General features: G+C 50.6%; 8 protein-coding genes. 3 read left to right on the top strand and 5 right to left on the bottom strand.

Translation table 11 applies throughout. From position 1 onward, the window contains the following. Positions 1-1,270: Na+/H+ antiporter NhaC family protein (locus VT06_RS16075; RefSeq protein WP_046555350.1), on the top strand; the 1,270-nt coding region annotated here is incomplete at its 5' end. A 119-nt stretch (positions 1,271-1,389) separates the two neighbouring features. Here the strand turns inward: VT06_RS16075 and VT06_RS16070 are convergent. From VT06_RS16070 to VT06_RS16055, 4 genes are all read right to left on the bottom strand, one after another. Next, a complete protein-coding gene (locus tag VT06_RS16070) occupies positions 1,390-5,475 on the bottom strand; it encodes an efflux RND transporter permease subunit (protein ID WP_046555349.1) in 4,086 nt (1,361 codons plus the stop codon). Beyond that, complete coding sequence (locus VT06_RS16065; RefSeq protein WP_046555348.1) at positions 5,462-7,324, bottom strand: efflux RND transporter periplasmic adaptor subunit; 1,863 nt, start codon at positions 7,322-7,324, stop codon at positions 5,462-5,464. Before VT06_RS16065 ends, VT06_RS16070 begins: the two co-directional genes overlap by 14 nt. A 55-nt stretch (positions 7,325-7,379) precedes the next feature. Further along, complete coding sequence (locus VT06_RS16060) at positions 7,380-7,769, bottom strand: hypothetical protein (protein ID WP_046555347.1); 390 nt, start codon at positions 7,767-7,769, stop codon at positions 7,380-7,382. Between the two features lie 107 nt (positions 7,770-7,876). Further along, complete coding sequence (locus VT06_RS16055; RefSeq protein ID WP_046555346.1) at positions 7,877-9,424, bottom strand: amidase; 1,548 nt, start codon at positions 9,422-9,424, stop codon at positions 7,877-7,879. Between the two features lie 115 nt (positions 9,425-9,539). Between VT06_RS16055 and VT06_RS16050 the strand changes: the two genes are divergently transcribed. Further along, a complete protein-coding gene (locus VT06_RS16050; RefSeq protein ID WP_046555345.1) occupies positions 9,540-10,031 on the top strand; it encodes a TIGR03546 family protein in 492 nt (163 codons plus the stop codon). A 10-nt stretch (positions 10,032-10,041) separates the two neighbouring features. Then, positions 10,042-11,790, top strand: a complete 1,749-nt coding sequence (locus VT06_RS16045; protein WP_052750322.1) for a TIGR03545 family protein — start codon at positions 10,042-10,044, stop codon at positions 11,788-11,790. Between the two features lie 78 nt (positions 11,791-11,868). Here VT06_RS16045 and VT06_RS18750 read toward each other — a convergent pair whose 3' ends face one another. Continuing rightward, a complete protein-coding gene (locus VT06_RS18750) occupies positions 11,869-12,024 on the bottom strand; it encodes a ribonuclease E inhibitor RraB (RefSeq protein ID WP_255353050.1) in 156 nt (51 codons plus the stop codon). Between the last annotated feature and the right edge of the window lie 132 nt (positions 12,025-12,156).

Here is a 12,156-nt window from a genome sequence, read left to right as displayed (position 1 = left end):
ACTGTTTAATCTGGGTGAAACCTCGGTACGGGTAATGCAAGATGAAACCATTGGCTGGTTAATTTTAGTCTGTGGAGGCTTCGGTGCGTTAATTGCTTTACTGGTTCACACCGGCGGGGCTTTTGCTTTTGGTCGAATGGCGCAGCACTATGCCAGTGGTCGTAAACCCTCACTGCTAATGACGTATTTTTTGGGTATTGTTATTTTTGTTGATGATTATTTAAATGCGCTGACGGTAGGTGAAACCATGAAGCGTATTACCGACAAATACAAAGTGTCCCGTGAAATGCTGGCCTATGTGGTCGACTCAACCGCCGCACCAGTCTGTGTGCTGGTGCCTATCTCAACCTGGGCGGTATTTTTTGGTGGGCTGTTGGTCGCCAATGATGTCGCGCCCGACACAGACCCAAATGGTATAAGAACTTATATTTCAGCCATTCCGTATATGCTGTATGCCTGGCTGGCTATGATTATGGTGCCACTGGTTATCCTGGGTATAGTGCCATTATTTGGGCCAATGAAAAAGGCCGAGTTGGCTGCGCAAAACTCACCCACAATTGACGTTATTACCAGCCAAGTTATTACTGCACGTAATAACCACGGTGCTGACGAATTTGCAATGCAATCGTTTGAACAAGAAATACAGCAAAGCGATCGCAGTCATGGCAAATTACATAATTTTGTCATACCCATGCTGATGTTGGTGGGCTTTACTATCTGTTTTGATGCCGAAATTTGGCCGGCGCTGATTTTAACATTTGTATTAACCATTCCTCTATATATGGCGCAGCGTTTAATGCCGTTTGTTGAAATGATGGACCTAATGATGCATGGCTTTAAAAGCATGCTACCGGCCATTTGTACGGTAATTGCCGCCTTTGTTTTTAAGGATGTCTGCGACCAGCTAGGCTTACCATTGTACGTTATTGAAAACCTGGCCCCTTACATGAGTGCGCAAATGCTGCCAGCCTTGGTATTTTTAGCCATGGCGGTGTTAGCCTTTGCTACAGGGTCCAGCTGGGGTATTTTTGCAGTGTCTATTCCTATTGTTATGCCGCTTGCCTTTGCGGTAGATGCCAATATTCCCTTGGTAATAGGCGCGTTGTTATCCGCCAGTTCGTTTGGCAGCCAGGCTTGTTTTTACAGTGACTCAACGGTGCTGGCGGCGCAAGGCTCGGGTTGTGATCTAATGAGCCATGCATTAACTCAGTTCCCGTATGCGTTAATAGCAGCAATTATTGCCTTTTTTGGGTTTATTGCCTTGGCTTAGGGCAATCCGATTCTTGCTTTTCAGCTCTTTAGTGAGCGACTGGAAACCCGATTTTGTTGCCACAGAGTAGTTGCTGTGGTAAGCCAAATCGGGTATTGCAGTCGCTCGCTAGTATTGCATTAACGCGCCCCTCGGCAAACCCGTCGCTCTTCCACCGCGCAGTACAGTACCGGCACCATCAACACACTCAGTAACACAAATAGCATGCCGCCTAGGGTTGGTATTGCCATGGGGATCATTAAATCAGCGCCGCGGCCTGTCGCCGTCATTACCGGCAACAGTGCCAGAATAGTGGTGGCCGACGTCATCAAACAAGGACGGATCCGTTTTTGTGCCGCCGCCATAACCAGCGCCCTTACTTCGGCTTTTGTGCTGGCAGAGGCATTAGCAAAGGCTTGTTTTAAATAACTGGTCATAACAATACCGTCATCCACGGCTATACCAAATAGCGCCAGAAAGCCTACCCACACCGCGATACTAAGATTATAAGGTTGCAGCTGAAATAACTGACGCAGATTAATATCGAACCAACTGAAATTTAAAAACCAGCTCTGCGCAAACCAGTCGAGCATAATAAAACCGCCGGCCCAAGCCACCGCAATACTACTGAAAATCATCAGGGTGGTACTTACTCGGCGAAACTGCAGGTATAGCAGCATAAAAATCAGCAGCAAAGCCAGTGGCACTACCCATAGTAAAGTGGTCGCAGCACGCTGTTGGTTTTCAAAACTGCCGGCAAAGCTATAACTGGCGCCGGCAGGCAGTTGCCAGTCACCCGCGAGCCGTTTTTCGTCCAAATAGTCAGCTACCGCAGCAACTACCTCCACTTCGGCCCAATCAGCCTGGCCACCAAAAGTAACGTAAGCTGTTAAAAAGGTATTCTCAGAGCGGATCATCTGCGGGCCACGTTGGTAGCGAATGTCAGCCAGTTGTGTTAATGGCACCGGATAGCCCGCCGGAGTATCAATCAGTATTGCTGCCAGTTGTTCCAACGTGTCGCGCTGCTCCCGCAGGTAACGTACCGTAATGCCGAAACGTTCTCGCCCTTCTACCGTGCGCCCGGCGTCCATACCGCCAATGGCACTGGCCAGGTTCTGTTGTACCTGTTGCATACTCAGGCCATGGCGGGCTATTTCGGCACGGTTTGGGTGAATTTCCAGATAGGGCTGGCCCACTACCCGCTCGGCATTAACTGACGCAGATTGCACACCGGGTGCCTCACGCAGTAATACTTCCAGCTGTTGCGCTAACTGATCCAGAGTGGCTAAATCGGGTGCAGATAATTTCACGCCCATCGCCGCACGCATCCCGGTTTGTAGCATTAGTAAGCGGGTTTCAATCGGTTGCAGTTTAGGCGCCGAGGTTACCCCCGGCAGCCTCGCGGCCTGAATAATTTCCTGCCAAATATCATCCGGCGTCTGAATATGTTCGCGCCACTGCCGGTAAGGCCGGCCGCGACTGTCGGCAATGAGCTCACCGGCCGTATCACGCTCAAACTTACCGTCTTTGCTGTTAAACCGAAAATATAAACGCCGGCCATTGGTATCAGTTTTATATTCAGTGTGATATTGAATCACCGTTTCAATCATGCCGAGCGGCGCCGGATCCAACGCGGTGTCGGCCCGGCCAATTTTACCTACCACCGAGCGTACTTCAGGAATAGCGGCAATGGCCTGGTCTTGTTGGCGCAGTACTGCCAGTGCCTCAGCAATAGAGGCGTGGGGCATTAAACTTGGCATCAGTAAAAAAGCACCTTCGTCCAGCGCCGGCATAAACTCCCGGCCAAGGCCTGGATAACGCTTTGCTAGCTGTTGCCAGCTATCCGTATCACGCAGTTGCTGGGCATCGCCGCCAAGGCGGTTATACAACGCTGGCAGCCAACCCAGGGTATGCTGCGCTCCCAGCCAGACGGTGCTACCATAGCCCACCAGTACCAGTGGTAGCACTAAAAACAACCACTTTAGCCGCAAACAAGCGGCCAGTACTGTGGGATAAACCCACAAAAACAATAAGAAAAAGCCAAGCACCAGCCCAATTAACAACAGCACAAACCACCAATTCGCCGTATTTCCTTGCATGGGACCAAGGGGTAACCACACCTTACTAAGCAGCGTGACGACGCTAAGTAATACTGCCACCACCAGCAGCCCATGGCCTAAACGCCAGAAAGCGCCGGGTACACGGGCACTCAGTTGCTGCCAGCGGCTACGATAGCGACCAAATGCTGGCCAGTGCTGACTAAGCAACGCTAACAGCCGCGTTTTGTACTGTTGCCATAGCAGCACCAGCGCATAAAGTAAGGTGGCTAGCCACAGCAAACCCGCACCCAACCAGATACACAGCCCAAGCAGTGCCGCCAACAACCACCAACGCCGGCTGCTTAGTAGCCAATGTTGCCAGGTACGCACCGCATCTTGTTTACGCCACTGAAACAATAAACTTAGCAACACCGGCAATACCGTTAAAGCCAGTAAGGCCGCCGCCAGCAACACAAAAGTTTTGGTGTAAGCCAGGGGGCCAAACAACTTGCCTTCTGCGCCGGTCATACTAAACACCGGTAAAAAGCTGATTACCGTGGTGCTTATAGCGGTAAGAATGGCAGGCCCCACTTCTTTACCAGCAAGTAGCACTGCCTCAGTTGCTGACAATTGTGGCTTTTGTTGGCGTTGCCTTAGTAGGTTTTCACTAACAATAATACCCATGTCAACAATGGTGCCAATGGCAATGGCAATACCGGCCAGCGCCACAATATTGGCGTCTACCGCCAACCATTTCATCGCAATAAAGCTTAGCAGCACTGCCATTGGCAGCATCAAACTAACCGCCAGCGCGGCACGTAAATGCAGCAACATCGCCAGCACCACCACTACCGTTACCAACAGTTGCTGAGTTAATGCATCCTGTAAGGTGCCCAGCGTTTCATCAATCAATTCGCTACGATCATAAAAAGGCACTACCGTAAGCTGGCTTAACGTTAGCCAGCTTGGCCACTGCGCTTTCGGCTGGCTACGTAAAAACCCCTGCCAGGCAGCTTGTACGTGCTTATCCTGACCTTGCATTGCCGCCTGCTGGCCCGGCCCGCTTGGCTGCTGGCTTTGCCAGAGCGGCAGTTGCCAGTCGCCGGCAAAAGCGTCTACCTCAGCACCCGATATCTGCTGCCAGTCAATTACCGCTTTTGCCGGCAAGCCACGGCTCACTTCTACCAGACGCTGCTTAATATTGCTAATGGCCTGACGCGGATTGTAACCCTCGCGCACTGTTACAACGCCACCCACCGCTTCAGCACCATTTACATCGAGCGCGCCACGTCGCGCAGCTGGCCCGAATTGCACCCTTGCCACATCTGCTACCGTAATAGGGGTCAGATCAGATGCTAAGCGCACAACCGCCTGCTCTATATCTTGTAAGCTTTTAATAAAACCTACACCCCTGATCAGGTACTCCACCCCATTAATTTCGCGGCTGCCGGCACTAACATCTAAATTAGCAGCCATTACCGCAGCGCTAACCTGCGCCAGGCTCACCTGATGAATACGCAGCAAATCAGGATCAACTTCTATCTGGTATTCACGCTGATAGCCACCAATTGACGCGACTTCGCTTATGCCCTCTGCTGCCAGTAAGCCATTGCGTAAATACCAGTCTTGGATCGTGCGCAGCTCTTCCAGATCCCAGCCTGGAGTGGGTTTACCTGCTGGGTCTCGCCCTTCTAAGGTGTACCAGAATACCTGACCGAGCGCCGTAGCATCTGGCCCCAGAGCAGGCTGCACGCCAAAGGGCAGGGTATCTGCCGGCAAACTGGCCAGCTTTTCCAGTAAACGGCTGCGCGCCCAATAAAACTCTATACCTTCATCAAAAATCACCGCGATGCTGGAAAAACCAAACATTGATAACGAACGCACATCCTTAACGCCAGGCACACCCATTAAAGCGACACTAAGTGGATAACTAAGCTGATCTTCTACATCTTGCGGTGAACGGCCCGGCCAGTCAGTAAACACTATTTGCTGGTTTTCACCAAGGTTTGGAATAGCATCAACGGCCACCGGAGTAAGCGGCATACTGTTATTCCAACCAAAAGGGGCATACGCCACCCCAACCACCAACAACACAGCACTGACTAACAACACCAGTAATTTTTGTTGCAGGCAGCCGGCCAATAAACGATCAAAGATAGACGTTGCCTGTAAGTTAGTGGCTGTCATGAGCGGGCTCCTGAGCAGCAAACTGCAACTGGATCTCACCACAGTGCAACATGGCAGACCCAAAATACGGGTTTAACAGCTCGGCTTGCGGCTGTAGCCACGTTGCACCCTCACCACTTTGGGCCATAGGGCAATAGGCTTGATACCAACCGGCACCCAACACCCCAAGCTCTGCCAGTCGCAATAACCCAACGTTGTGCTGGTAAAATTGTTGTCGTGCTTCAGTTAAGCCCGTTACCCGCTGCGGGTTATCGGCACCTGCTTTTAGTGCTTGTAAGCTGCCTGACAAATGCGTTGGCCAGCCAATAGCAGCAACCTGTTGCTGAAATACGGCCATAGCCTGCTGCCAAGCTGTCAAGTCATCCTCGGTTAGCGCCAGATAAGCCTGCTGATACGCCCCCATTAAAACAGCTTCAGAGGCTGGCGCTAAGCGAAAATTTTTCTGTTGTGTCGGTGCTGGAGTATGAGCAGCATGCGGATCGCCAGCCGCACCATCTGGCGCCATCATGCTGGGTAAACCGCGAATTTGCAGCTCACTGTCTAGCCGAAATGCGCCCTTACTGACCACTAGCTCGCCCTCAGCAAGACCAGATAACACCTGATACTGATCGCCAAAACGCGGGCCCAGTATCACTTCACGGCCAACAAAGGTTGGCTGCTGCTCATCTAGCTTTACGTATACCAGTGCCCTTTTACCGGTTTGCAGTGCTGCCGACACCGGTATCAGCAGTACGTCCTCTTTGCTATGCAGCAAGCGGGCTTTGGCCAGCATGCCGGGTTTTAAACGGCCATCTGGGTTATCCAGCACGGCCCGCACGCGCACCGTACGCCGGTTAGCATCTACCACCGGTTCCAGTAACAGCACCTTGGCGGAAAAGTGCTCACCCGGCAATGCCAGTAATTCTACAGTAAGCGGCTGACCTGGCACTATTGCGGCCAACTGATGCTCAAACGCTTCCAGTTCCAGCCATACTTTATCTAGCTGCAGCACGGTAAACAGCGGCTGACCCGTGCTGACATAGGCGCCGTCATTCACCCACTTCTCCATTACGGTTCCCGACACCGGCGCACTAATGGTGACGGTATCCTGCAGGGTTTCGCTTTTAAAAATGGCCTCAATTTGCGTGGCAGGCACCCCCAGCAAACGCAAACGCCGTTTTGCTGCTGCCAGCGTGTTACTGGCCGATAAACTGCCTGTGGCAGACTGACCTAACTGTTTTGCCTGAACCAGCTCTTGTTGAATAATAATGATATCCGGATTAAAAATTTCGACCATCGGCTGGCCAACCTCGACATCTATTCCGGTAGTACTGAGGTACAGTTGCTCAATACGACCCGATGTCCAGGCACTGATAGTTTTTAAGCGGCTTTGATCGGCAGCCAGCTTACCGACCAGCGACAGCTCACCCTCTGCCCGCTGCCGGCGCACCGGGGTAAGTTCAGGTTGCAACAAGGCTTCGGCCCGCGCCGATAACCGCAAGCTGCCAGCAGAAAAAGGGTCAGAGTGATTTTCCGGCTCGGATATGGCTACCGGAATAAGCGCCATGCCACATATAGGGCAGCGATCATCGGGGTTAGTTGACCGAACATGCGGATGCATCGAGCAGGTATAAACAGCTGGCTGCTTAGTTAGTTGCGCTAACGGGCTTTGCTGGGCGACAGCGCTCTGCTGCAACAGCGTATCAGTTTGCTGCTGATGCTGTTCATGCTGATGTTGATGCTGGTGTGCAAGAGCAGGCGCTTGCTGCTTAGCCGCGTTTGCCCAAGCGGTGCTATGCAGTAGCATTTGTAATAACAAGAACAGCACGGGCAATGTTGCCAGTGATGCGTATCTAAGCGGAATAAACATACTAAAACCTCTGTTTTTGACATACCGAAAATAACCGTAAAGCCAACGGCAGGTATCAAATCAACAGCAGATTTTTTCGCAAATAAAGAGGGACTGAGGATCGGGGTGGTGGTGTATGGGCAAACCAAACATCAGCAGCCGTGCTCTGCGGCCAGATATCCGTAACGGGCTGCCAGCTAACAAATAGAATAACTGCAGGTAGCGATAACTTATCAAGTGGCGTAGCCTGATTATCACAACCAGTACAATTGTCGTGTTTAACATCCAGCAGTAAGGCTAAGGAATCATTAGCAGATACACTTTGACCATGGCAAGGGGGTACTGCATCGGCCGCGTAAGCATAGTTAGTTACACCGCTACACAACGCTAAACACCAGGCAAATGCAATACTGACCATCAACGGGATAGTCCAGTGCTTTTGCTGTTGTACTAGAGTGCTTAACATAGTGTCTGTATCAGCTGCCGTGTTGTTTTAGTTAAGGTTGCCAAAAACCAGTGCGCTAAGATTACGCCTTAGCTGCAATGATGTCAAAATAACCACTGCCAACGCGTTCAGTGGCTGAGTTTGGCAACAAATCCCGGCCGTTGATAGGCCGCTAAGCGTTGCTCTAATAAACTGGCCAACGCTAATAACTCAGGTTCTGACCAGGGTAGGCCAACCACGCTTACCCCCAGTGGCAAAATACCGCTGTAGCCTGCCGGCAAGGTAATAGACGGATAACCGGCTACGGCAGCCGCAGTGGAAGTACCAAAATTAAAAGCGTCGCCATTAATATGATCAATCGGCCAGGCCGGACCATAAGATGGAAAAATAATAGCATCAAAGCCTTGCTGACGCAGATACTGATCTAAGGCGGCTTCTGCCAGCCGCCTACTGTCAGTTAGCGCCTGCTGATAACCGGCATAATCAGCTTCTAAATCAATCGAAGCAGCCTGCTCTAAATACTCCTGACCATAAAATGCCAGTGCTGTTTTACCTTGTGAATTATTAAATTCGACAATCTTGGCCAGAGTGTCAAACGCGGCTGGCACCTGATAATCCTTCAGCCATTGCTCTACATCACGTTTAAATTCATACACTAACACCTTCAGCTCAGCCTGATATAACGCAGCAGGCAGTTGCCATTGCGGTGCATTAACTACTTCAATACCAGCAGCGCTTAGCGCTGCCGTCAGTTTGTCCAGCATAGGCACCAAAGCAGCATCCTGTTTATCATAGGCTCGCACCAACAGTACTTTTTTAGCCGAGGGAGTTTGTTCAGCCGCCTCACTTAGTGAGGTGTTAAAGCGTGTTTTTGTCTCTGCGGTTAATAGTGCATCTAATAATAGCGCCGCATCATAAACGGTTCTGGCCATAGGGCCGGCAATATCTTGCGACTGCGCAATCGGAATAATACCCTCGCCAGATACCGCTGCCCGGGTTGGTTTAATACCGACAATGCCATTAATTGCCGCCGGACAAATAATGGAACCGTCAGTTTCCGTGCCTACGGCAAGCAAGGTAAAATCAGCCGCCACGGCAACTGCCGAGCCTGAACTCGAACCACAAGGGCTGTGACTGAGCAAATGCGGATTACGCACCTGACCACCCAGCGTTGACCAACCGCTAGCCGATTTTTCACCCCGGAAATTGGCCCACTCTGACAAATTACTTTTCGCCAGAATAATGGCTCCTGCAGCACGAAGCTGACCTACCAGCGTAGCGTCTTCAGCCGTTAAGTGGCCCTTTAATACCAGAGCGCCAGCCGTGGTTGGCATACTGTCGTGGGTGGCAATATTTGCTTTTAATACTACTGGCAAACCATGTAATGGCGAGCGAATATTGCCAGCAAGACGCTCCTGATCTAACTGCCGGGCCTGCGCTAATGCATCTGCGTTAATATCACTGATCGCCGCCAACTGATAACCTGCGGTATTATTCAGCTCAATTTGTTGCAGGTAATACGCCACCAGCTGTTCACTACTCAGCTGCTCGTCAGCTAAAGCTTGCTGCGCCGCTTTGGCGGACAGCCACGCCGGGTTAAACGCCGTTTTTGTGGTGCTATCGCTACAGCCCACGCCTGCCAGCAGCAAGCAAAGGCTTAGGATGACATAACGCATCAGAACTCCTTCTTAATCAGTATTGGCTAATCTTACCCGCTTAACGCTGACAAAAATAGCATTGGCTGTTACCTTATAGGCAGTTAAAACTGGTTAACACTAACAGGACGCTATTATGTTAACAATGTTCGCTAAACTCCTTAAAGTACTCAACTCGCAAGCTTCTCCCTGGCAAATAGGCTGGGCTATTGGCTTGGGCCTGCTAGCGGGTTTGCTGCCTTTTGGTTTACTAACACTGCTGATTGTTTTGTTGGTGTGTTTATTTACCGTGAACCTGTCCACTTTTTTACTGGCATGGGGCGTGTGTAGTGGACTAATGTTGTTATTTGGCGAGGCGTTGGAAGCCCTTACCTGGCAATATGCACAAAGCCCGGCGCTGCTAACACTATTGGCACAAAGCGAAACCCTGCAGTTATTTCATTTACATCACACCCTGGTTTTAGGTGCCTTTGTGCTGGGTATAGTGCTACTAGTACCGGTCGCTTGGCTCAGTACCGTGCTGGTACAACAGTACCGCACTAAACTAATGAGCAAACTGCAACAATGGAAAATTATGCAAATGTTAAAAGCCAGCACTCTGGTGCAGCTGTATGAAAAATTGAATTAAGGAGCGTCTGATGATCCGTAAATCCGGTTGGTTAATTTTTCTTGCCATGTTGGCAGCTGTCTTGGCGTTGGTGTATTTATTTCTGGGCACCGCCATTCGGTTGGCTATGGTGTACAGCCTGGAACAAGCGGTAGGCGCCGAAGTGAATATCAGTAACGTTTCACTTAGCCTGGCGCCTTTAGCGCTTAACGTGAATAATTTGCAAATTACCGATAACGTTAAGCCCAGCCATAACACGGTAAGTTTTGGCCATGCACGGGCGGCACTGGAAGTATGGCCTGCCCTGCTAGGGTATTACGTTATTAATGAGTTAACCATCGAAGGCCTGGCCTATGGCACTGAACGCAGTAGCCCCGGCAAGGTATTTCGAGGGCCTAATGCTGACCCGGCAGACCGCGTCGATTTACAGCAGCTACTGCGGCTGGATTTACCCAACGCCGACGAACTTCTTGCCCGCGCCGATTTACAAACAGTAGCCCGTGGTGAAGCATTACAACAGCTGGCTAAAAACCAGCAACGCATACTGCGCGATATACCATCGAAACTGCCTGATAAAGCCAAGTTAGCGCAAATTCAGGCTGACATTAAAGCGCTTACCGACAGCCAAATTACCACCCCGGCCGATTTAGCCAGTAAAGCGGCCGAGCTAAAAAAACTGCAAGACACCCTGCGCGCCGAGCGCGATAACGTAAAAGCCGTGCAGCAACAGTTAAGCCAAAGCCGTGAGCAATTGCAAGGGGCGCTAACCGCTCTGCGTGATGCCAGCAAGAGCGATTGGCAAAAACTACAACAACTGGCCAATATCAGTGACGGCGGCCTGGCTCCCATTAGCCAAATACTACTGGGTAATTTCTGGGGCGAGCGCATCGGTCAGCTGGAAGCGTTATACCGCTTAGCAAAACCCTATATTCCGAAAAACCTGCCTGATAGCAGTGCTAACAACGAACCAGAGCCAAGCTTGCCCACCCGCATTCTGCCGCTACCCAGCCAACCTTATCCCGACTTCTGGATAAAAAATGCTAAAGTGAACTGGCTCATTGGCGGCGGTGAAGCCTTAGTACACATTCAAGACATTACCGCCCAGCACGATATTATTAATACTGCCACCCGTTTTACTGCAAAAGTTAGCGGCCTGCCGCAATTATCATTGCTAAAACTGGACGGCGACTTTGCCATACTCGAGCAAATGGTTACTAACGTTAACTGGCAGCTGCAGGGTATTAAGATAGACAGCATGGCGATTGGCCGCGGCGAAACGTTGCTGCAACTGGCCAGTGCCAGCTTGAGTACCAGCGGCAAACTGAATCTGGTTGATAATCAGGTAAAGCAACAGGCTCAGCTGGTATTGCAGCACGCTAAGTTTAGCCCAAGCAGCAATAAATACCTGCAGCAACTGGCCACCTTACTTAACCAGCAAACGGAAATTCCACTTAACGTACATGCCAGCGGTTTAATCAGCGCGCCTGAGGTGAGTATTCGCTCACCACTTGATAAGCTGCTTGCTGATGCCGTGATGGGTGAAGCCAAAGCAAAAATTGCCGCACTACAAACCGATTTGCGCGCAAAGCTCGACACCACACTACAAACACAGCTAGGCAACCAAACCGACTGGCTGGCCATGTTAAATCAACAAGACAGCGAGGCAGCGTCGCTAGAGGGCAATATTGAGCAAATGCTTAACGCTAAACTCGCCAACGCTAAAGAGCAAGCTGCCGACAAACTAAAAGATAAACTGCGTGAACGGCTAGGAGGCGGTTAACCAAAGCCTAGTGTTGCACTAATAAAAAAACCGCTTAAAAGCGGCTTTTTTATTGCTAATTTATAACGTAAGCAATGACTACTCTTCGTCGTCTTCCAATTCAAAATCGTCTTCGTCACCTTCAAAATAGGTGCCCCAGCCGTCGTATTCTACGCCATGTTTCTTGGCCAATGCTTCCAGCTTAATAGCGTCGGCAACTATCGGGGCTATTTCCAGCGATTGTTCGCTGAAAATGGGGGCGGAGCTATTTTAGCCAAAATGTGCTCCGACCCTGAGAGATCCCCACGAATTTAGGCATTTTAAAAACTCGCTTGCGGATCATCAATCAATGTTCGTAATTTATCAATCGCTGCTTGCCAGTGCTTT

Source organism: Arsukibacterium sp. MJ3 (genome assembly GCF_000987765.1).
Taxonomy (GTDB): domain Bacteria; phylum Pseudomonadota; class Gammaproteobacteria; order Enterobacterales; family Alteromonadaceae; genus Alishewanella.
This window is presented reverse-complemented; position numbering and strand designations above follow the sequence as displayed.

Coding starts and splice junctions, on each gene's coding strand:
- VT06_RS16070 (WP_046555349.1), bottom strand. CDS start 5,475: ATGACAGCCACTAACTTACAGGCAACGTCTATCTTTGATCGTTTATTG.
- VT06_RS16065 (WP_046555348.1), bottom strand. CDS start 7,324: ATGTTTATTCCGCTTAGATACGCATCACTGGCAACATTGCCCGTGCTG.
- VT06_RS16060 (WP_046555347.1), bottom strand. CDS start 7,769: ATGTTAAGCACTCTAGTACAACAGCAAAAGCACTGGACTATCCCGTTG.
- VT06_RS16055 (WP_046555346.1), bottom strand. CDS start 9,424: ATGCGTTATGTCATCCTAAGCCTTTGCTTGCTGCTGGCAGGCGTGGGC.
- VT06_RS16050 (WP_046555345.1), top strand. CDS start 9,540: ATGTTAACAATGTTCGCTAAACTCCTTAAAGTACTCAACTCGCAAGCT.
- VT06_RS16045 (WP_052750322.1), top strand. CDS start 10,042: ATGATCCGTAAATCCGGTTGGTTAATTTTTCTTGCCATGTTGGCAGCT.